The sequence below is a fragment of the Modestobacter sp. VKM Ac-2984 genome (assembly GCF_026967985.1).
Taxonomy (GTDB): domain Bacteria; phylum Actinomycetota; class Actinomycetes; order Mycobacteriales; family Geodermatophilaceae; genus Modestobacter.
In genome coordinates this window covers 728,129-748,614 of record NZ_JAPVBJ010000001.1, presented here as the reverse complement: position 1 = coordinate 748,614, position 20,486 = coordinate 728,129, and the positions used below count along the sequence as shown (strand labels likewise).

General features: G+C 74.0%; 21 protein-coding genes. 13 read left to right on the top strand and 8 right to left on the bottom strand.

The window, feature by feature from the left end:
* The first annotated feature begins 234 nt into the window (after window positions 1-234).
* Genes O2W16_RS03630 through O2W16_RS03620 form a run of 3 tightly spaced genes read left to right on the top strand, consistent with a single transcriptional unit; the run spans window position 235 to window position 2,422 of the window.
* Window positions 235-1,092 carry a siderophore-interacting protein gene (locus tag O2W16_RS03630; protein WP_269157424.1) on the top strand — a complete coding sequence of 286 codons (858 nt, stop codon included), beginning with the start codon at window positions 235-237 and terminating at the stop codon, window positions 1,090-1,092.
* 59 nt (window positions 1,093-1,151) lie between these two features.
* A complete protein-coding gene (locus O2W16_RS03625; RefSeq protein ID WP_269157423.1) occupies window positions 1,152-1,598 on the top strand; it encodes a nitroreductase family deazaflavin-dependent oxidoreductase in 447 nt (148 codons plus the stop codon).
* Window positions 1,599-1,615: 17 nt separating this feature from the next.
* Entirely contained in the window at window positions 1,616-2,422 is an 807-nt protein-coding gene (locus O2W16_RS03620; RefSeq protein WP_269157422.1) for an SDR family NAD(P)-dependent oxidoreductase, read from the top strand.
* Between the two features lie 33 nt (window positions 2,423-2,455).
* Here O2W16_RS03620 and O2W16_RS03615 read toward each other — a convergent pair whose 3' ends face one another.
* From O2W16_RS03615 to O2W16_RS03605, 3 genes are all read right to left on the bottom strand, one after another.
* Complete coding sequence (locus tag O2W16_RS03615) at window positions 2,456-3,427, bottom strand: aldo/keto reductase (protein ID WP_269157421.1); 972 nt, start codon at window positions 3,425-3,427, stop codon at window positions 2,456-2,458.
* 49 nt (window positions 3,428-3,476) lie between these two features.
* Window positions 3,477-4,529 carry a winged helix DNA-binding domain-containing protein gene (locus O2W16_RS03610; protein ID WP_269157420.1) on the bottom strand — a complete coding sequence of 351 codons (1,053 nt, stop codon included), beginning with the start codon at window positions 4,527-4,529 and terminating at the stop codon, window positions 3,477-3,479.
* Between the two features lie 67 nt (window positions 4,530-4,596).
* Window positions 4,597-5,160 (bottom strand): GNAT family N-acetyltransferase, encoded by a 564-nt coding sequence (locus O2W16_RS03605; RefSeq protein ID WP_269157419.1) that lies wholly within the window; start codon window positions 5,158-5,160, stop codon window positions 4,597-4,599.
* Between the two features lie 65 nt (window positions 5,161-5,225).
* On the opposite strand from O2W16_RS03605, the gene O2W16_RS03600 reads away from it, so the two are divergent.
* The 4 genes from O2W16_RS03600 to O2W16_RS03585 all read left to right on the top strand — a co-directional run bounded on the left by O2W16_RS03600 (window position 5,226) and on the right by O2W16_RS03585 (window position 8,787).
* The gene (locus O2W16_RS03600) at window positions 5,226-6,149 is read left to right on the top strand and encodes an isopenicillin N synthase family dioxygenase (RefSeq protein WP_269157418.1); all 924 of its coding nucleotides are present in this window, start codon (window positions 5,226-5,228) and stop codon (window positions 6,147-6,149) included.
* A gap of 366 nt (window positions 6,150-6,515) precedes the next feature.
* Window positions 6,516-6,749, top strand: coding sequence for a hypothetical protein (locus O2W16_RS03595; protein WP_269157417.1), 234 nt, complete (start codon window positions 6,516-6,518; stop codon window positions 6,747-6,749).
* A 40-nt stretch (window positions 6,750-6,789) separates the two neighbouring features.
* Entirely contained in the window at window positions 6,790-8,409 is a 1,620-nt protein-coding gene (locus tag O2W16_RS03590; protein WP_269157416.1) for an ABC-F family ATP-binding cassette domain-containing protein, read from the top strand.
* A 42-nt stretch (window positions 8,410-8,451) separates the two neighbouring features.
* A complete protein-coding gene (locus tag O2W16_RS03585; RefSeq protein ID WP_269157415.1) occupies window positions 8,452-8,787 on the top strand; it encodes a PASTA domain-containing protein in 336 nt (111 codons plus the stop codon).
* A 113-nt stretch (window positions 8,788-8,900) separates the two neighbouring features.
* On the opposite strand, the gene O2W16_RS03580 is transcribed toward O2W16_RS03585, so the two are convergent.
* The 3 genes from O2W16_RS03580 to O2W16_RS03570 form a co-directional block, all read right to left on the bottom strand.
* Window positions 8,901-9,791, bottom strand: coding sequence for an oxidoreductase (locus O2W16_RS03580; RefSeq protein WP_269157414.1), 891 nt, complete (start codon window positions 9,789-9,791; stop codon window positions 8,901-8,903).
* 38 nt (window positions 9,792-9,829) lie between these two features.
* A complete protein-coding gene (locus tag O2W16_RS03575; RefSeq protein WP_269157413.1) occupies window positions 9,830-11,047 on the bottom strand; it encodes an MFS transporter in 1,218 nt (405 codons plus the stop codon).
* A gap of 172 nt (window positions 11,048-11,219) precedes the next feature.
* A complete protein-coding gene (locus O2W16_RS03570) occupies window positions 11,220-12,401 on the bottom strand; it encodes a zinc-dependent alcohol dehydrogenase (protein WP_269157412.1) in 1,182 nt (393 codons plus the stop codon).
* Between the two features lie 294 nt (window positions 12,402-12,695).
* Between O2W16_RS03570 and O2W16_RS03565 the strand changes: the two genes are divergently transcribed.
* The 4 genes from O2W16_RS03565 to O2W16_RS03550 all read left to right on the top strand — a co-directional run bounded on the left by O2W16_RS03565 (window position 12,696) and on the right by O2W16_RS03550 (window position 16,020).
* The gene (locus tag O2W16_RS03565; RefSeq protein WP_269157411.1) at window positions 12,696-13,565 is read left to right on the top strand and encodes a M23 family metallopeptidase; all 870 of its coding nucleotides are present in this window, start codon (window positions 12,696-12,698) and stop codon (window positions 13,563-13,565) included.
* A 123-nt stretch (window positions 13,566-13,688) separates the two neighbouring features.
* Window positions 13,689-14,612 (top strand): cation diffusion facilitator family transporter, encoded by a 924-nt coding sequence (locus O2W16_RS03560; protein WP_269157410.1) that lies wholly within the window; start codon window positions 13,689-13,691, stop codon window positions 14,610-14,612.
* A gap of 44 nt (window positions 14,613-14,656) precedes the next feature.
* Window positions 14,657-15,175 carry a metallophosphoesterase family protein gene (locus O2W16_RS03555; protein WP_269157409.1) on the top strand — a complete coding sequence of 173 codons (519 nt, stop codon included), beginning with the start codon at window positions 14,657-14,659 and terminating at the stop codon, window positions 15,173-15,175.
* On the top strand, window positions 15,172-16,020 hold the full coding sequence (locus tag O2W16_RS03550; protein WP_269157408.1) for a putative RNA methyltransferase: 849 nt from the start codon (window positions 15,172-15,174) through the stop codon (window positions 16,018-16,020). Before O2W16_RS03555 ends, O2W16_RS03550 begins: the two co-directional genes overlap by 4 nt.
* A gap of 83 nt (window positions 16,021-16,103) precedes the next feature.
* Here O2W16_RS03550 and O2W16_RS03545 read toward each other — a convergent pair whose 3' ends face one another.
* A complete protein-coding gene (locus tag O2W16_RS03545) occupies window positions 16,104-16,379 on the bottom strand; it encodes a GlsB/YeaQ/YmgE family stress response membrane protein (protein ID WP_269157407.1) in 276 nt (91 codons plus the stop codon).
* A 273-nt stretch (window positions 16,380-16,652) separates the two neighbouring features.
* On the opposite strand from O2W16_RS03545, the gene ctaD reads away from it, so the two are divergent.
* Entirely contained in the window at window positions 16,653-18,413 is a 1,761-nt protein-coding gene (ctaD, locus tag O2W16_RS03540; RefSeq protein ID WP_269157406.1) for an aa3-type cytochrome oxidase subunit I, read from the top strand.
* Window positions 18,414-18,553: 140 nt separating this feature from the next.
* Window positions 18,554-19,804, top strand: coding sequence for a phosphoserine phosphatase SerB (gene serB / locus O2W16_RS03535; RefSeq protein ID WP_269157405.1), 1,251 nt, complete (start codon window positions 18,554-18,556; stop codon window positions 19,802-19,804).
* A gap of 84 nt (window positions 19,805-19,888) precedes the next feature.
* Here the strand turns inward: serB and O2W16_RS03530 are convergent, their stop codons facing one another.
* The gene (locus O2W16_RS03530) at window positions 19,889-20,458 is read right to left on the bottom strand and encodes an isochorismatase family protein (protein WP_269157404.1); all 570 of its coding nucleotides are present in this window, start codon (window positions 20,456-20,458) and stop codon (window positions 19,889-19,891) included.
* Between the last annotated feature and the right edge of the window lie 28 nt (window positions 20,459-20,486).

Genomic DNA, 20,486 nt, shown 5'->3' with positions numbered 1-20,486 from the left:
CGGAGGTCCCACCGACGTCTCGGTGGGGCGCCGTTCCGTCGGAGCACCTGGTACCCGTGTGATCGGTCAGGTCAAACGATGGTCGGTGAATTGCTCATGTCGAAGACGACTCTCTGCGATGAGCTGCAGGAACGGCCCTTCTCGCCGGCAGGGTCCGATCGGCACGCCGCGTAGGCTCGCGCCCGATGAGGGAAGGCTGCCCTTCCTTCGGCAGCGATGAGGTCAGGAGGCGTGATGAGCAGCGCGACAGAGAGCCGGCCGCGGCGGCCGCGGGTGGCACGGGTGGGGGAGGTGCTGCGCACCCACCGGGTGACGCCGCACATGATCCGCGTCGTGCTGGGTGGTGAAGGGCTGGCCGGGATGCCGGTCGGGGAGTTCAGCGACCACTACGTGAAGCTCCTCTTCCCGCCCCCGGGCGCGCCCTACGCCGCGCCGTTCGACGCCGAGCAGGTGCGTGCCGAGCTGCCGTCCGAGCTCTGGCCGGTCACCCGCACCTACACCGTGCGCAGCTGGGACCCCGAGACCGGCGAGCTGACCATCGACTTCGTGCACCACGGGGACGTGGGCCTCGCCGGGCCGTGGGCGGCGCAGGCCGCCCCTGGCGACCGGATCCAGATGTTCGGCCCCGGGGGCGCCTACCTGCCCAGCCCGGACGCCGACTGGCACCTGCTGGTGGGCGACGAGAGCGCACTGCCGGCGATCGGGGCGTCGCTGACCCGGCTGCCCGCCGGCGCGCGGGCGCTGGTCTTCGTGGAGGTCGCCGGACCCGAGGAGGAGCAGTCCGACCTGGTGCTCGGCGAGGGCGTGCAGCTCACCTGGGTCCATCGTGGCGCGCAGCTGCCGGGGGAGGCACTGGTCGCCGTCGTCCGGGCGCAGCCCCTCCCGGAGGGCGCCGGGCACCTCTTCGTCCACGGCGAGGCCGGGCTGGTCCGGGAGCTGCGGCTGCACCTGCGTGCGCAGTGCGGGCTGGCGCCGGAGCTCACCTCCATCTCCGGCTACTGGCGGCGGGGGCGGACCGAGGACCGCTGGCAGTCCGAGAAGCCGGCCTGGAACGCCGAGGTCGAGGCCGCGGAGCAGGCCCTCGTCGGGTGACCGCCGCCGCCGCACCCGGCCCGCGGGCGCGGCGCCGGCCGCGGTCCTAGGGTCGGTCCATGCCGCTGGAAGGTGAGTACGAGCCGAGTCCGGAGAAGTGGGTCCGCGACCAGGTGGAGGTGTACGAGCGCACCGGTGGCCGGGAGGGCAACACCCTGCCCGGGCGCACCGAGCCGGTCGTCGTCTTCACCACCCGCGGCGCCACGAGCGGCAAGGTCCGCAAGAACCCGCTGATGAAGGTCGAGCACGACGGCGTCTACGCGATGGTCGCCTCCCAGGGCGGCGCACCGAAGCACCCGACCTGGTACTTCAACCTCACGGCCCACCCCGACCAGGTCACCGTCCAGGACGGTGACCGCGTGTGGGACGGCGTGGCCCGTGAGGTCACCGGCGAGGAGAAGGCCGTGTGGTGGGAGCGGGCGGTCGCGGCGTTCCCCGACTACGCGGAGTACCAGCGCAGGACCGACCGGGAGATCCCGGTCGTGCTCGTCGAGCCGAGGTCCTGACCGCGGGTCCGGCCCCGGTGGTCGTCGTCACCGGGGCCAGCGACGGCATCGGTGCGGCGGCGGCCCGCCGGCTGCACCGCAGCGGCGCCGAGGTGGTGGTGGTCGGTCGGTCGCCGGAGAAGACCGCCGCGGTCGCCGCCGAGCTGGACGGCGCCCGGTCGGCGACCGTCGACCTCGCCCGGCTGGACGACGTCCGGCGGCTGGCCGCCGAGCTGGCCGAACTGCCCCGGATCGACGTCCTCGCGCACAACGCCGGCGCCTCCTTCGCCCGGCGGGAGCTGACCGAGGACGGCCACGAGCGGACCTCCCAGGTCGACCACCTCGGGCCCTACCTGCTCACCCGGCTGCTGGAGGAGCAGCTGCGCGCGTCGAGGGCGCGGGTGGTGACCACCTCGTCGTTCATGCACTGGGCCGGCGGCGCCCGGCGCGGGCACCTGCTCGACCGGGTCGGCCCCCACCTCGCCAGCCGCGCCTACGCCCGGGCGAAGTGGTGCAACGTGCTGTTCACCCGGGAGCTGGCCCGCCGGTGGGCCCCGGAGGTCAGCGCGACGTGCTTCGACCCGGGCGCGGTGGCCTCGTCCTTCGGGACGGCCTCCGGCGGCGTCACCGGCCTGGTGTTCCGGACGCCGCTGACCGCCTTCATGCGGACGCCGGCCCAGGGCGCGGACACCCTGGTGTGGCTGGCCACCGCGGACGGCGGCTGGCGCAACGGCCGCCACCACGCGGACCGCTCGCCGGCCTGGACGGCCCCGTCGGCCCGGGACGACGTCCGGGCCCGCGAGCTGTGGGAGCTGTCGGCGCGGCTGGTGGGCCTGCCGGCCTGAGCCGGCCCGCCGCCGGGCTGGCCCACCCACGGCTCAGGAGAAGCCGACCACCGCGTGCGGGGTGTAGGGCTCCTCGAGCCGGGCGATCTCCTCCTCCGACAGCCGCAGCTCCACCGCCGCGACCGCGTCGTCCAGGTGGCGGTCCTTGGTGACGCCGACGATCGGCGCGGTCACCACCGGCTTGCTGAGCACCCAGGCCAGGGCGACCTGCGCCCGGGGCACCCCGCGGGCCTCGGCGACCTCGGCCACCCGCTCGACGATCACCCGGTCCTCGTCGTTGTAGAGCCTGCTGCCGAACTCGTCGGTCTCCGACCGGTTGGTCTGGGAGTCCCAGTCGCGGGTCAGCCGGCCGCGGGCCAGCGGGCTCCACGGGATCACCCCGATGCCCTCGTCGGCGCAGAGCGGCAGCATCTCCCGCTCCTCCTCGCGGTTGAGCAGGTTGTAGTGGTCCTGCATGGACACGAACCGGTGCCAGCCGTGCTCGCCGGCCCGGTGCAGCGCCTTGCTGAACTGCCAGGCCCACATGCTGGAGGCGCCGAGGTAGCGCACCTTCCCCGAGCGCACCGCCGAGTCCAGGGCCTCCAGCGTCTCCTCGATCGGCGTGGCCGGGTCCCAGCGGTGGATCTGGTACAGGTCGACGTAGTCGGTGCCCAGCCGGGTGAGGCTGGCGTCGAGCTCGGCCAGGACGGCCTTGCGGGAGAGCCCCGCGCCGTTCGGCCCCGGCCGCATCCGGCCGTGCACCTTCGTCGCCAGGACGACGTCCTCCCGGTCGGCGAAGTCGCGGATCGCGCGGCCGGTGATCTCCTCGCTGGAGCCGGCCGAGTAGACGTTCGCGGTGTCGAAGAAGGTGATCCCGGCGGCGAGCGCCTTCTCGATGACGGCCCGGCTCTCCTCCTCGGGCAGGCTCCACGGGTGACCGCCGCGGGCGGGGTCGCCGAAGCTCATCATCCCGAGACAGAGGCGGGACACCTGCAGGCCGGTGCTGCCCAGACGCGTGTACTCCATGGCCTGTCCTTCCCCCGGCGTGGCCGCGCGCAACCCCGGCCGGACCAGCTCAGGGCAGCTCGGCGTACCGCTCCTGCACCGCGGCCAGCACCGCCGCGGGCAGCTCGGTGAACGGCTCCAGGTCGATCGCCCGCGCCTTGCCCCGGCCCACCCGCCAGACGCCCACGACGCGACCCCGGTGCACCGCGGTGGGCCGGAACACCCCGTTGTTGCCGGGCACGATCCGGTCGGCGAACTCGGCCGGCACGGTGCAGCTGCGGTCGGCGTAGCCGAGCACCAGCTCGTCGAAGCCGGGCAGCAGGTGCACCCCGTCGGCCTCGGCGCGGGCGGCGGCCAGCCGGTCGGGCGTGGCCGGGTCCAGCCAGTGCTCCGTGCCGTCGACGACGAGGCGCTCCAGCTGGGGCGCCGCGACCGCCAGCCCGGTCCGGGCGTCGCGGACCAGCACCCCGGCCCAGCGCACCAGGTCCTGGACGGTCGCCGGGCCGTGCGAGGCGAAGAACCGCCGCGCCAGCTCGCCGAGGGCCTCCTCGCGCTCGAGGCGACGGGGGGACGGCACCCACTCCGCCAGCAGCACGAACTGCTGGTCACCCGCCGCCATGGGGCCCAGCACGAGCGTCCCGGTCTGGGCGAGGTACCAGAGCACGTGGTAGCCGCGCTGGCCTGCGGTGGGCACCCCGCCGGCGGCGATCGCCGCCAGCAGGTCCGGCCGGCTCAGCCGGCCGCCCCCGGTCAGTGCGGTGACCACCAGCTCCCGGGCCCGCTCCAGCTCCGGCTCGGTGATCCCGACGACGGCGCGTCGCTTCTCCACCCCGGCGAGCGCGCGGGGGCCGAGCAGCTCCAGCATCCAGGGCAGGTCCTCGGCGGCGGTGAGGTGGAGTGTGCCGCGCATCGGCCAGGAACGGACCACCTCGCCGGCGTCCAGCGCGGTGTCGACCGCGGCCCGCGTGCCACCGACGGTGCGCAGCGCGACCGAGGTCAGCGCACCGGGCAGGTCCTGCCCCTGGACGGCGGTCGACCAGCGCACCGCCTCGGCCGGGGTCGCGCACCGTGCGCCGATCAGCCGCTGCGCCGCCATCCGCAGCTGGGCCAGCTCCACCGTCATGCCGACACCCTGGCAGCCGGTGCCGACAGTGCGGGCCTGCGCACGGTCCGGTCGGCGCACGGTCCGGTCAGCGCACGAGGTGCAGGTAGACCATGTCCTCGGCGTCGGGCTCGGTGGTCAGCGGGTCGAACCCGACCGCGGTCGCGGTCCGCAGGCTGGCGGTGTTGTCCGGCTCGATCCCGAGCACGAACTGCTCGACGTCGGCCAGCGCGTCGGTCGCGCCCAGGGCCCGCAGCGTCGCCGCCCCGTACCCGCGGCGCCAGCGGGCCGGGTCGACCACGTACGCGGCGCCCATCGTGCGGCGCTCGTCGGTGGCGGTGACCTGACCGGTGGCCGGGTCCCACTGCGTCCAGCGGTCGTAGACGTCGCCGCCGATCAGCGCCACCGGGTCGCCGTCGGCGTCCAGCGCGACGGAGGAGTGCGCGCGCAGCACGGTCCGGCCGCGGAACTCCTCGCCCCGGGCGGCGGTGCGCAACGCCAGCTCGCGCTCGGGCCAGCTGCGGCCGCCCAGGCGCCGTTGCACCACCGGGTGGTCGAACCAGGGCAGCACCCGCGGCAGCAGCTCGGGCTCGAACGGCACCAGCCGGGGCGTCGGACACTCGGACACCTCCTCACCCTGCAGCACTGTCACGGCGACGTCATCCGGAGGCAACGACGAGCCCCTAACGTCGCAGGCTCCCCGGGGAGAGGAAGCCGATGACCGCCGTCCCGCTGGTCGACCTGACCCCGTGGACCGCCGGTGACCCGGACGCCCGGCGGCGGGTGGCCACCGACGTCGACCGGGCCCTGTGCGAGGTCGGCGTGCTGATGCTCACCGGCCACCCGATCAGCTCCGCCCTCACCTGCTGCGTGCGGGAGGAGGCGCGGTCCTTCTTCGCTCAGCCGCCGGCCGTCAAGGCGGCGCTGGCCTGCTTCCCGGGTGGGCGCGGTTGGGTGCCCCCCGGTCCGGCCCGCAGGTCCGCGCCGCCGCCGGACCTCAAGGAGCAGTTCGGCTTCGGCCCGGAGCCCCAGCCGCGGGGCTATCCCGGTGCCTGGCCGGCGGGCACCCCGAGCCTGCGGCCGGCCGCAACTGCCTTCGCACTCCGCTGCGCAGCGCTCGCCGCGGAGCTGCTGCGGGTGCTCGCCCTGGCGCTGGACCTGGACGACGACTTCTTCGTGTCGCGCTGCCCCGCGGACGCCTGGTGCGCCGACCTCACCTGGCACCCGGGACGCGCGGCCGTCGGATCGGTGGCGCCGGGGCAGCTGCGGGTCGGGCCGCACACCGATGACGGCGTCCTGACGCTGACCGACCGCGAGGCCGGGCTGGGCGGACTGCAGATCCGCACGCCGGACGGCGCATGGGTCGACGCACCCCACGTGCCCAGTGCGCTCACCGTCAACGCCGGGGACCTGCTGGCCCGCTGGACCGGCGACCGCTGGCGCTCCGCGGAGCACCGGGTGCTGCCGCCGCCGGTCGAGGCCCCCGCCGAGGAGCTGCTCTCCCTCGCACTGCGCCAGGACGCCGATCCGCTCGCCGTCGTCGAGCGGCTGCCCACCGCGGCGGCCGGGCCCACCCGCTACCCGCCGGTGACCGCCGGGGAGTTCCTCCGGGAACGGCGGGAGTCCGTCCCCGTCGGCTGACGTCGTACCGTGCTCGCATGATGGGGATGGGCAACCTGGGCCCGGAGGGACGACGTCGGCAGCGGCTGGTCGCCGGGATCATCGTGGCGGCGATGCTGCTGGCCGCCGGGGCGGTGCTGTTCAGCGGCGTGCTGTGAGGGACGGCGACCCGGACGTCGACGCCGTGGCCAGCACCGCGCGCGGGGAGAACGACTTCTCCGGCTGACCTGCCCCTCGCGGCAGGGCGAGCGCCTCGGTGGTCCTCCGTGGCCGGGCCCTAGGTCCCTGGTGGGTGTGCCGGGGGCGGGGCAGCCTGGTGCCGGAACAGCACCCCGGGGGGACGGGCCGGTCGGCGGCGCGCGGGGCACGAGCACCGGAGGGCCCACGATGACGTCGGCCGTGCTGCACACCGTCACACCGGACCCGTCGGTCGACCGCTCCGTCGACCGCTCCGTCGAGCTGGCCGTCGGCCGGCTGGCCGAGGAGCTCGGGCAGCGACCGCAGGTGGTCCGGCCCGTGGTGCAGGAGTGCCGGCGGCAGCTCAGCGGCGCGCCCGCCGGAGCGCTGCCCGAGCTGGTCGAGCGGCTCGCCCGGCACCGCCTCGCGGGGTCGGTGGGCTGACCGGCCGGAACCGGGTGGCGCCGTCGGCGATGATGTCGGCATGGGCTACGTCGACGTCACCGGCATCCGGTTCACCCTGCCGGACGGGCGGGTGCTCCTCGACGACGTCGCCTTCCGCATCGGGGAGGGCGCCTGCGCCGCGCTGGTCGGGGAGAACGGCGCCGGCAAGACCACGATGCTCCGGATCATCAGCGGTGACCTGACGCCGGACGCCGGTTCGGTCGCCCTGATCGGCGGGCTGGGCGTCATGCGTCAGTTCATCGGCTCGGTGCGCGACGACACCACCGTCCAGCGCTTCCTCGTCGACCTCGCGCCGCCCGCCGTCCGGCAGGCCTGGCACGCCGTCGAGGACGCCGAGCTGCGGATGATGGAGGCCGACGACGAGCCGACCCAGATGGCCTACGCCACCGCGCTGGCGCACTGGGGCGACGTCGGCGGCTACGACGTCGAGGTCACCTGGGACACCGTCACGGTCGCCGCGCTCGGCGTGCCCTACGACGGCTGCAAGTACCGCGAGCTGAACACCCTCTCCGGCGGTGAGCAGAAGCGGCTGGCCCTGGAGTGCCTGCTTCGCGGGCCCGACCAGGTGCTGCTGCTCGACGAGCCGGACAACTACCTCGACGTCCCCGGCAAGCGGTGGCTGGAGGAGCGGCTGATCGAGACCCGCAAGACGGTGCTGTTCGTCAGCCACGACCGGGAGCTGCTGGCCCGGGTCGCCGACCGGGTGGTCACCGTCGAGGGCGGGACGGCGTGGGTGCACGGCGGCGACTGGGCCGGCTACCCGGCGGCGCGCACCGCCCGGCACGAGCGGATGGCCGAGCTGCGCAAGCGCTGGGACGAGGAGCACGAGCGGCTCATCGACCTGGTCCGCACCCTGCAGCAGCAGGCCAAGAACTCCCCGGCCATGACCTCGACCTACCACGCGATGCAGACCCGGCTGGCCAAGTTCGAGGCGGCCGGCGCACCGCCGGAGCCGCCGAAGGAGCAGCACGTGGCGATGCGGCTGCGGGGTGGTCGCACCGGGGTGCGGGTGGTGGTCGCCGAGCAGCTGGAGCTGTCCGGGCTGATGGGCGCCTTCGACCTGGAGGTCGAGTACGGCGACCGGGTCGCCGTCCTGGGGTCCAACGGGGCCGGCAAGTCGCACTTCCTGCGCCTGCTGGCCGGCCAGGAGGTCGCGCACACCGGGAACTGGCGGCTCGGGGCGCGCGTCGTCCCCGGGTTCTTCGCCCAGACCCACGCCCACCCCGAGTGGCTGGACCGCACGCTGGTCGACCTGCTCTGGCACGGCGAGGACGGGCGACCGGGCGTCGACCGCGGCCGGGCGATGGCCGCGCTGCGCCGGTACGGGCTCGCCCCCTCTGGCGACCAGGTGTTCCGCTCGCTGTCCGGTGGCCAGCAGGCCCGGTTCCAGGTGCTGCTGCTCGAGCTCTCCGGCGCCACCCTGCTGCTCTTGGACGAGCCGACCGACAACCTCGACGTGCTGTCGGCGGAGTCGCTGGAGGAGGCGCTGGACGCCTTCGACGGCACGGTGGTCGCGGTGACCCACGACCGCTGGTTCGCCCGCAGGTTCGACCGGTTCCTGCTGTTCGGCGCGGACGGGCACGTGCGCGAGGTGCCCGAGCCGGTGTTCGACGAGGGCCGGGTCCAGCGCGCCCGCTGAACGCCCTTGCCGACAGGCGGGCCCACGCGGGACCGTGACGGCATGGACGGCGAGGGACGCGACGGCACGGAGCGCGCCGCTGAGCTGGTGCTCGTGCCGTCGATCGTGGGGCTGGAGGTCCAGGTGGCCCGCCGGGTGGCGAACACCGCCGGCGTGGAGCTGGCCCAGCCGGATCCGGACGGTCCACCGCTGGGCGCGCTGACCTGGCCGGGGCGGTACCGGGTGGTGGGGCAGGAACCCGCCGCCGGCTCGGTGCTGCACCGGTGGGACAGCCTGGTGGTGCGCACGGAACCCGTGGACGACGGCGCCGCCGGGGTCCGCGAGCCGCGCCGTCCGCACCCCGACCCTCACGCCGGGCGGGCCACGCCGACCGAGTGAGCAGTTCCGGTCGTCGACACGGGCGGACGCGCCGAGCCGGACGACCAGAACCGCTCACTCACGCAGCGGGCGGCCGAGGCCGACCTCGCGAGCTGCCCGCGAGGACCGGTGGGTCAGAGGTCGGGGTCGAGGGTGCCGTCACCGCCGATCCGGTCCAGCTCGGTCAGCTCCTCGGGGCCGAGCACCCGGGCCGCCGCCTCCAGGTTCTGCTCCAGGTGGGCGACCGAGGAGGTGCCCGGGATGAGCAGCAGGTTGGGGGAGCGGGCCAGCAGCCAGGTCAACGCCACCTGCATGGGGGTGGTCTCCAGCCGGCGGGCCACCGTCTCCAGCGCCGCCGACTGGATCGGGCTGAAGCCGCCCAGGGGGAAGAACGGGACGTAGGCGACGCCGTCCCGGGCCAGGGCGTCGACCAGCGGGTCGTCGGCCCGGTGCACCAGGTTGTAGTGGTTCTGCACGCAGACCACCGGGGCGATGCCGCGGGCCTCGGCCAGCATCTGCGGCGTCACGTTGCTGACCCCGATGTGCCGGACCAACCCGTCCTGCTGGAGCTGGGCGAGGACCTCCATCGGCTCGGCCAGCGAGCGCTGCACCGGCTCGGCGAACCCGGGCATCCGCAGGTTCACCACGTCCAGGACGTCGAGCCCCAGGTGGTCGAGGTTGTCGCGCACCGCCTGGCGCAGCTCGTCGGCGCCCAGCGCCTCGGGCCAGTCGCCCTCCGGCGTCCGCCGGGCACCGACCTTGGTGACGATCGTGAGCTGCTCCGGATAGGGGTGCAGCGCCTCGCGGATGATCTCGTTGGTCACGTGTGGGCCGTAGTAGTCACTGGTGTCGATGTGGTCGACGCCCAGCTCCACCGCGCGGCGCAGCACCGCCACGGCGGCGTCCCGGTCGGCGGGTGGGCCCATGACGTGCGGGCCGGCGAGCTGCATGGCGCCGTAGCCGATGCGGTGCACCGTGCGGTCACCGAGGGCGAACTGACCGGACTTCTCGGCTGTCGTCGTCATGGGCGGTGCCTACCCGCGGGCGGCGGGCGTGCACACCGTCAGGCGGCGCGGACCGGGAGAGGGGTCTCCATCGTGGGTGTGGCCGTCGTCCCGGCTGCGGCGTCGCGGGCCGTCTCGGCCCGCTGGCTGCGCAGTGCGATCACCGACAGACCCGCGCCCAGCAGCGCCAGCACCGCCCCCACCCACATCGGCGCGCGGTAGCCCCAGCCGGCGGTGAGGGTGGCCGCGCCCAGGGCTGCGCCCAGGGCGTTGGCCGCGTTGAACGCGCCCTGGTTGGCTGCCGACACCATGCTGCCGCCCTGGACCCGGGCCGCCTCGATCGCCCGGTTCTGCACCACCGGCCCGCCGGAGAAGGTGATCGCGCCGAACAGCACGAGCAGGACGACGGCGGCGACCTGGTTCACCACCACGACGGTGAACACGACGAGGAGCGCGGCGGTGGCCAGCAGCCCGACGGTGACGAAGGCGAAGCCGTACCGGTCGCCCAGCCGGCCACCGAGCAGGGTGCCCACGGTGGTGCCCAGCCCGAAGAGCGCGAGCACGATGGTGACCCGGCTCTCGGGCATCCCGGCGAGGTCGGTGAGGATCGGGCTCACGTAGCTGTAGACCGAGAACAGCGCGGCGAAGCCGATGGTGGTCACACCGAGGGTCAGCCAGACCTGGCGCCGGCGGAAGGCGCCCAGCTCCTGCCGGAGGTCGGTGGGTGCGGCGGCCACCCGTGGCATCCAGGCGAGCAGCCCGGCGATGGTGAGCAGCCCGATCGCCGCAGTACCGCCGAACACCAGCCGCCAGCTGAGCTGCTGGGCGACGAACGTCCCGATGGGGACGCCGATGACGTTGGCCAGGGTCAGCCCGACGAACATCAGCGAGATCGCCTGGGTGCCCTTCTCCTTGGCCACCAGCCCCCGGGCCGCGACGGCCCCGACCCCGAAGAACGAGCCGTGCGCCAGCGCGGTGACCACCCGGGCGGCCATCAGCGTCTCGTAGGTCGGGGCGACCGCGGAGAGGGTGTTGCCGACGGTGAAGACCACCATCAGCCCGATGAGCGTCTGCCGCGGGGTGAACCGCACGCCCAGCGCGGTCAGCGTCGGTGCCCCGATGACGACCCCGAGGGCGTAGGCGCTGATCAGGATCCCGACCGCGGCGACCGAGACGGAGAAGTCGTCGGCCACCTGGGGGAGCATGCCCATGATCACGAACTCGGAGGTGCCGATGCCGAAGGCACCGATGGACAGGGCGAGCAGCGCGCGGGGCACGGCGGGGCTCCTCAGGGGCGGTGCGGGGACGGCGGGGACGGCGCCCCGGTCCAGCCAAGAGCAGTGGCACCGGTTGCGCTGCCCCGGACGCGCATGAGGCTGGTCACGTCGCCACGCGCGCCACGGGCCGCGCCAGGACACCAGTCCCGTGCGCGGCCCGTGGACGTGCAGGTCAGGGCTGCAGCAGCACCTTGACCGCGCCGTCCTGCTTCTGCCGGAAGGTCTCGTACGCCTGGGGCGCCTGCTCCAGCGGCACGCGGTGCGTGGCGAAGGAGTCGACGCCGAGCGGGTCGGCGTCGGTGAGCAGCGGCAGGATGTCGGGCACCCAGCGCCACACGTTGGCCTGGCCCATCCGCATCTCGATCTGCTTGTCGAACATCCGCATGAGCGGCATCGGGTCGGTGGCCCCGCCGTAGACCCCGGACAGGGAGATGGTGCCGCCGCGGCGCACGGCCTCGATCGCGGTGTTGAGCGCGGCCATCCGGTCGGCGCCGGCCACCGTCATGACCTTCTCCATGATGGCGTCGGGCACCAGGGCGCTGGCCTTCTGGGCGAACTTCGCGCCGGGGGAGCCGTGCGCCTCCATGCCGACCGCGTCGATCACGGCGTCCGGACCGCGGCCGTCGGTCTTGTCGCGCACCCAGGCGACGACGTCGGCCTGCTCGGTGGAGTCCAGGACGTCGATCCCGTTGGCGCGGGCCCGGGCCAGCCGCTCGGGCACGGTGTCCGCGGCGAGCACCTGGGAGGCGCCGAGGTGCTTGGCGATCCGGGTGGCCATGTCACCGATCGGGCCGAGGCCGAGCACCAGCACCGACCCGCCGGGGACGACGCCGGCGTACTGCACGGCCTGCCAGGCGGTGGGCAGCACGTCGGAGAGGTAGACGAAGCGGTCGTCGGCCGGGCCCTCGGGCACCTTGATCGGCAGCGTGTTGCCGAAGGGCACCCGCAGGTACTCGGCCTGCCCACCGGGCACCTGCCCGTAGAGCTTGGTGTAGCCGAACAGCGAGGCGCCGAAGCCCTGCTCCCGGTTCTGCGTCGTCTCGCACTGGCTCTGCAGCCCCTGGTCGCACATCCAGCAGGTGCCGCAGGAGATGTTGAAGGGGACGACGACCCGGTCGCCGACCTTGAGCTCGGTGACCCCCGGCCCGACCTCGCGGACGACGCCCATCGGCTCGTGGCCCAGGACGTCACCGATGGTCATGAACGGGGCCATGACCTCGATCAGGTGGAGGTCCGAGCCGCAGACCCCGCTGGAGGTGATCTGCACGATCACGTCGGTGGGGTCCTTGATCTCGGGGTCCGGGACGGTGTCGACCCGGACGTCGTCGCGGCCGTGCCAGGTGACTGCGCGCATGGGAGGAACTCCTCGGATCGGGGTGCTCCGGGCGGCCGCGACGTCGGTCAGCAGGCCGTTCTCCGGGGCGTGACGTTCCTCGCTCCTACCCATCACGGCGCGTTCGATTCCTCGGCGGCATGCAGTGATGACGTGACAGAGGGTGTGCATTTGGCACTAAGTGTTGTGACCTCGATCACTTGACCGGTCGTGCTTACCCCCGGGCTCACATCTCGAACCCATCACGGCGTGTTTACATGGGCCCCGCTTTTGCACTGCCCCCACTCGAATCGCCCCCGACGGAAAGACAGGTGCATGGACCCGCAACACCTCGACCGGCTGGACGACGAGGGGACGGTGCGCCCGACCGGCACCGGCACCGAGGGTGGCCCCGTCGCCACCCCGTCGTCCGACCGCACCGGGGTGCCGGCTCCCGTGCTGTCCCTCTGTCGGGCCGTCCGTCGCCGCCATGCCGGCCGTCCGGTGCTCGTCGTCGCCGCCGCGATCATCGGGGTGGCCGGCCTGGGGCTCACCGCCGCCGGCGCACCGTCCCCGGTCGCCCGGGCGGCGGGCGAGGAGTCGGTCAGCGTCGCCGAGGAGCTGGGCATGATCGCCGAGGAGCAGCCCGCGCTCACCGGTGAGGAGGCTGCCGCCCGACTGCAGGAGCTGGCCGCCACCCGGGCTCAGCGCGAGGACGCCGAGGCCGCCGCAGCCCAGGTGCAGGCCGAGGCGGACCGGGTCGCGTCCGAGGCGGCTGCGGCAGCCGCTGCGGCCGCGGCGGAGGCGGCTCGCCCCAAGGCCGTGCTCCCCGTGCAGGGCCGCCTGACGAGCCAGTTCGGCTCCCGCTGGGGCACGCTGCACGCCGGCATCGACTTCGCCGCACCGCTGGGCACCCCGGAGTACGCGGTGATGGACGGCGTCGTGCTCCGTGCCGGCGCGGCCAGCGGCTTCGGGCTAGCGGTCTACATCCAGCACGCCGACGGCGACGTCTCCGTCTACGGCCACATGCGGGAGATCCTGGTCGAGGAGGGGCAGACCGTGCGGGCGGGCGACACCATCGCCCTGCTGGGCAACGAGGGGCAGTCGACCGGGCCGCACCTGCACTTCGAGGTGCACGACGGCGCCCTGGACGGCCCTCGGATCGACCCGCTCCCGTGGCTGCGCGAGCGCGGCGTCGCGATCTGAGGCGCTGACCTCGCGCACCCGCTCGCGGCCGACACCGGAGAGGGGTGGCGTGCGGTGCCTGGCGTTCTGCTCTCACATGCGGCACCCTGCATGTGAGGACGCGGATCGGCTGAGGGGACGGCGATGGGGCACGACCACGGTGCGGGGCACGGTGCCGGCACCACGGCCGCTGGGCACCGCGGGCGGCTGGCGATCGTCCTGGCCCTCACCGGCTCGGTGTTCGTGCTCGAGCTGGTCGGGGCGCTGATCTCCGGTTCGCTGGCCCTGCTCGCCGACGCCGCGCACATGGCCACCGACGCGCTGGGCATCGGGATGGCGCTGGGGGCGGTCACCCTGGCCCAGCGCCCAGCTCGCGGCCGGCGGACCTTCGGCTGGCAGCGGATGGAGGTCCTCGCCGCCGTCGGCAACGGCCTGCTGCTGCTGGCGGTCGGCGGGTACGTCGTCGTGGAGGCGATCCGCCGGATCGGCGACCCGCCGGACATCGACTCGGGCTGGATGCTGGGCGTCGCCCTCGTCGGCCTGGCGGTCAACCTCGGTTCGCTGGCCCTGCTCCGGTCCGGCCAGCGCGAGTCGCTGAACACCCGCGGCGCCTACCTGGAGGTGGTCGGCGACGCGCTGGGGTCGGTCGCCGTGATCGTCGCCGCCGTCGTCATCGCCACGACCGGCTGGACCGGCGCGGACGTCGTCGCCTCGCTGGCGGTCGGCGCACTGGTGCTGCCCCGCGCCTGGTCGCTGCTGCGCGAGGCGCTGGACGTGCTGTTGGAGGCGGCGCCCAAGGGCGTCGACCTGGAGCAGGTCCGCGACCACGTGCTCGGCGTCCCCGGCGTCCTGGACGTGCACGACCTGCACGCCTGGACGATCACCTCCGGCCTGCCGGTGCTCTCCGCCCACGTGGTCGTCAGCGACGAGGCGCTGGCCGACGGGCACGGCGGCCGGGTGCTCGACGCGCTCTGCCACTGCCTGGGTGACCACTTCGACCTGGAGCACTGCACCTTCCAGCTCGAGTCACCCGGCCACAGCAGCCACGAGTCGCCCGTCCACGACTGACGGCGCTCCCCTCCGAGGTGGTGGGCGGCTGCGACGATGGCGTCGTGCCCGTCTCCGTGGTGTTCATCTCCGACACCCACGTCCCCAAGCGCGCCCGTGACCTGCCCGATCCGCTGTGGGACCGGATCGAGGCGGCCGACGTCGTGGTGCACGCCGGCGACTGGGTGGACGTGACGCTGCTGGACGAGCTGACGCAGCGGTCGCGGAAGCTGGTCGGGGTGCACGGCAACAACGACCACGGGGTCCTGCGGGACCGGCTCCCGGAGGTCGCCCGGGTGGAGCTCGACGGCGTCCGGCTCGCGGTGGTGCACGAGACCGGGGACGCCAAGGGCCGCGAGCAGCGGTGCGCGGCGCGGTTCCCGGACGTCGACGTCCTGGTGTTCGGGCACAGCCACATCCCCTGGGACACCACCGCGTCCACCGGGCTCCGGCTGCTCAACCCCGGGTCGCCCACGGACCGGCGTCGCCAGCCGTTCGCCACCTACCTCACCGCCACCGCCGAGGCCGGGCAGCTGCGGGACGTCGCCCTGCACCGGCTGCCCGTGCGCCCGCCGCGCCGGTGAGCCCGCCTCCGCTCCCACCGGCCGCGGTGGCCCTGCTCGCCTGCCCGGTCTGCGGCGGGCAGCTCGCCGTCGACCCGGCCGGCCTCCGCTGCGCCGTCGGGCACGCCTTCGACCGGGCGCGGCAGGGCCACGTCACGCTGCTGCCGCCGGGCGGCAGCCCGCACGAGGGCGACTCCGCGAGCATGGTGGCCGACCGGGCGGACTTCCTGGCCGCCGGCCACTACGCCGGCATCACCGCGGCCCTGGCCGACGCCGCCCTCGCCGGGTCGGCCCCGCACACCCTGCTCGACCTCGGCGGTGGCACCGGCACCCACCTCGCCGGGGTGCTGGACCGTGCGCCCGAGGCCGTCGGGGTGGTGGTGGACGCCTCCCGCTACGCCGCCCGCCGTGCCGCCCGCGCGCATCCCCGGGCGATGGCGGTGGTGGCCGACTCCTGGGGGCGCTGGCCGGTGCAGGACGCCTCCGTCGACCGGGTGCTCGTCGTGTTCGCCCCGCGCAACGGCGCGGAGACCGCCCGGGTGCTGGCCCCGGCCGGCCGGCTCGTGGTGGTCACCCCCGCCGCGGACCACCTGGCCGAGCTCGTCGGTCCGCTGGGTCTGCTGCACGTCGACCCGGCCAAGGCCGACCGGTTGGCCGCCACGCTCGAGCCGCACCTGCACCCTGCCGGGACGGCGGGCCACCGGTCGGTGCTGGAGCTGGACCACGCCGCGGTGCGGACGCTGGTCGGGATGGGGCCGCACGCCCGGCACCTCGCCGCAGGGGAGCTGGCCGCCCGGGTGGCCACGCTGCCCGAGCCGGTCCGGGTCACCGTGGCGGTCGACGTCGGCAGCTGGACCCGCGGCTGAGCCCACCGCAGGACGCACGGAGGGCCCGGCCTCGTGGCCGGGCCCTCGGGGGAGCTGCGGGTGCCCGCCTGCGGGCGGCGGGGTCAGCGGGTGACGCGGCGCTGCTTGCCGGTGGCTGCGACGTAGACCGCCAGCACCAGGACGGCGCCCACGATCGACGCCCACCAGCCGCCGAGGTCGAACTGCAGCCCGTCGCCCTGGACGAGGCTGAAGACGAGGTTGCCCACCACCGAGCCGATGAGGCCGAGCAGGAGGGTGGCGACGAGGCCGAGGTCCTGCTTGCCGGGGACGACGGCGCGGGCGACCAGACCGGCGACGAAGCCGATCAGGACAGCGAGGAGAACTCCACCGATGCTCATGGGTGACCTCCGGTGCACGACGGTCAGGCCGTCTTGCGCTGGTCCGTCCAGCGCAAGATCATCAGTAGCCGCGCACGGGCGTGACCAAACTCCCCGAGGCGTGGCGTGGCGCTCCCTGCCGCGCCCGTCCGGCCGGCCCCACTGGCCCCGTAGCGCGCCGACCTGCACTTCTCCCCGACGCCGGACCGGGGCCGGTCGGACCTCCCGGGGGCGCGCCGCACCGACTCCTGCTCCCGCCGCGTCGGCCGTGACGTGACGGTCTAAGCTCCGACCGTGACGATCGCACCTGCCCCGATCGTGAGCCGGCCGAGCCCGGCCCACGAGGCCGAGAAGGGATCGCGGCTCCTCGGTCTGCTGCGCACCACCGACCACAAGACCATCGGCCTGATGTACACCACGGTGGCGTTCATCTGGTTCTTCCTCGGTGGCTTCATGGCGCTCCTGATGCGTGGTGAGCTGGCCCGCCCGGAGCTGCAGTACCTCTCGCCCGAGCAGTACAACCAGCTGGTCACGATGCACGGCACGATCATGCTGCTGTTCTTCGCGACGCCGATGTTCTTCGCGTTCGCGAACCTGATCATGCCGCTGCAGCTGGGTGCGCCCGACGTCGCCTTCCCGCGGTTGAACGCCTTCTCCTTCTGGCTGTTCTTCTTCGGCGCCTCGATCGCCGTCTCCGGCTTCCTGACCCCGGGTGGCGCAGCCGACTTCGGCTGGTACGCCTACACCCCGCTGTCGACCGGGGTGCACAGCCCGGGCGCCGGTGGTGACCTGTGGATCGCCGGTCTGGCGGTCAGTGGTCTGGGCACGATCCTCGGTGGCGTCAACTTCATCGCCACGATCGTCTGCCTGCGGGCGCCGGGTCTGACGATGTTCCGGATGTCCATCTTCACCTGGGCGTCCCTGGTCACCAGCATCCTGATCCTGCTGGCCTTCCCGATCCTGACCGCCGCGCTGATGGCGCTGCTGGCCGACCGGCACCTCGATGCGCAGATCTACACGCCGGAGAACGGCGGGCCGCTGCTGTGGCAGCACCTGTTCTGGTTCTTCGGGCACCCCGAGGTCTACATCATCGCGTTGCCGTTCTTCGGCATCATCAGCGAGGTCATCCCGGTCTTCAGCCGCAAGCCGCTCTTCGGCTACAAGGGCATGGTCTTCGCGCTCATCGCCATCACCGCGCTCTCGCTGGCGGTGTGGGCGCACCACATGTTCGCCACCGGTGCGGTGCTGCTGCCGTTCTTCGCCTTCCTGACGTACCTGATCGCGGTGCCGACCGGGATCAAGTTCTTCAACTGGATCGGCACCATGTGGCGGGGCCAGATCACCTTCGAGACGCCGATGCTGTTCTCGATCGGCTTCCTGATCACCTTCCTGCTCGGTGGTCTGACCGGTGTCCTGCTGGCCAGCCCGCCGCTGGACTGGCACGTCAACGACAGCTACTTCGTCGTGGCCCACTTCCACTACGTCGTCTTCGGCACCGTGGTGTTCGCGGCCTACGCCGGGCTCTACTTCTGGTTCCCGAAGATGTGCGGCCGGATGATGGACGAGAAGATCGGGAAGCTGCACTTCTGGCTGACCTTCATCGGCTTCCACGCCACGTTCCTCATCCAGCACTGGCTGGGCAACGAGGGCATGCCGCGCCGGTACGTCGACTACCTGGCGACCGATGGCGACGGCTCCTTCACCACGATGCACACGATCTCCACGATCGGGTCGTTCATCCTGGGCGCCTCGGTGATCCCCTTCGTCTACAACGTCGTGAAGTCGTGGAAGCACGGCCGGCTGGCGCTGCGCGACGACCCCTGGGGGCACGGCAACTCGCTGGAGTGGGCGACCTCGTCCCCGCCGCCGCGGCACAACTTCGTCGAGATCCCCCGGATCCGGTCGGAGCGGCCCGCGTTCGAGCTGCACTACCCGCACCTGCGGGACCGCCTGGAGATGGAGGCCCACGCCGGCAAGGGCCACCAGCCCTACGCCAGCGAGGCCGGTCTCACCGGCGGTGCCCGCCAGGGCGCCGACGACAAGGACCCGACCTGACCTGAGGTCGGCACCCCGCACCGGATCGACCCGGACGCCCCGTCAGCCGTTGGCTGACGGGGCGTCCGTGCGTCCGGGCCCGGGGGAGCGGCGGACGGGGTGCGGTCGGGACGCGATCCCCGGTCCGGCACGATGACCGGGTGACCGACCGCGCCGCCGCCCCAGCGCCGATCGACCCGACCGCTGTGCCACCGGCGTCCGACGGTGCACTGCTGACCGTGACCGGCAGTGACCGGCCGGGGGTGACCGCGGCGCTGTTCGCCGCGCTGGACGAGCTCGGCCCGCACCCGGTCGAGGTCCTCGACGTCGAACAGGTCGTGGTGCACGGCCAGTTGGTGCTCGGCGTGGTCGTCGGCAGCCCGGCGAGCGCCGCCGAGGGGCCGCTGGCCGATCGGCTGCGTGCCACCGCGGCCGAGGTGGCGGCCCAGACCGGGGTCCGGGTGAGCGTGCAGCCCACCGCGGCCGACAGCGCCCGGCAGGAGCGCACCGCCCGCCACCACGTCATCGTGCTCGGCCGCCCGGTCCCGCCGGCTGCGGTCGCCGGCGCCGCGCGCGCCATCGCCGGGGTGGGTGGCAACATCGAGGCGATCCGCCGGTTGTCCGACTACCCGGTCACCAGCTTCGAGCTGACCGTCTCCGGCGCCGCCTCCACCGAGCTGCGCACGGCGCTGGCCACGGTCGCCGCCGAGACGGGCACCGACATCGCCGTGGAGCAGGTCGGGCTGGCCCGGCGCGGCAAGCGGCTGATCGTGCTGGACGTCGACTCGACCCTGGTGCGGGGAGAGGTGATCGACGAGCTCGCCGCCCGCGCCGGCCGGGCCGCCGAGGTCGCCCGGATCACCGCGGCGGCGATGAACGGCGAGCTGGACTTCGAGGAGTCCCTCCGCGCACGGGTGGCGGTGCTGGCCGGGCTGCCGGTGGAGGTGCTGGAGGAGGTCCGGGCTCACCTGGTGCTGACCCCGGGCGCCCGGACCCTGATCCGCACGCTGCAGCGGCTGGGCTTCCGCTGCGGGATCGTCAGCGGCGGGTTCACCCAGATCACCGATCCGCTCGCCGCCGAGCTCGGCCTGGACTTCGCCGCCGCGAACACCCTCGAGGTGGCCGACGGACGGCTCACCGGCGGGCTCGTCGGGGAGGTCGTCGACCGGGCGGGCAAGGCCCGGGCGCTGGCCCGCTTCGCCGCCGAGCACGGCGTCCCGATGGACCAGACCGTCGCGGTCGGCGATGGCGCCAACGACCTCGACATGCTCAACGCGGCGGGGCTGGGCATCGCCTTCAACGCCAAGCCGTTCGTCCGCGACCAGGCACATGCGGCGCTGAACCAGCCCTACCTGGACGCCGTCCTCCAGGTGCTCGGCTTCACCCGGGACGAGGTGCTGGACGCGGTGTGACCCGCGGGGTCACACCGCCGTCAGCTCCGGTCACGCAGTCCCGTGGACTCACGCAGTCCCGTGGACTCACGCAGTCCCGTGGACTCACGCAGTCCCGTGGACGTTGCCCTCCAGCTCCACCCCGGCGGTGCGGAGCTGCTCCAGGGCGGCGTCGGTCGTGGCGGGGGAGACCCCGGCGGTGAGGTGCAGCAGCACCCGGGTGGCGAACCCGGCGCCGACCGCGTCCAGCGCGGTCGCCCGGACGCAGTGGTCGGTGGCGATGCCGACCACGTCGACGGCGTCGACCTCGTGGGCCCGCAGCCAGTCGGCCAGGGCCTGCCCGTCGAAGGAGCCCTCGAAGCCGGAGTAGGCGGCCTCGTACTCGCCCTTGTCGAAGACCGCCTCGATCGGCCGCCGGTCCAGGTCCGAGTGCAGCTCGACCCCGGACGTCCCGACGACGCAGTGCGCCGGCCAGGTCTCCAGGTAGTCGGGCTGCGCGGCGAAGTGGCCACCCGGGTCGACGTGGTGGTCCCGGGTCGCGACGACGTGCGCGTAGTCGGTCGCGGCGGCGTGGGCGCTGATCGCCCGGGCGACGGCGGTGCCGCCGTCGACGGCGAGGCTCCCGCCCTCACAGAAGTCGTTCTGCACGTCCACGATCACCAGTGCCCGGGTCATGGCCTCATCCTGCCCCGGCGACGTCCCT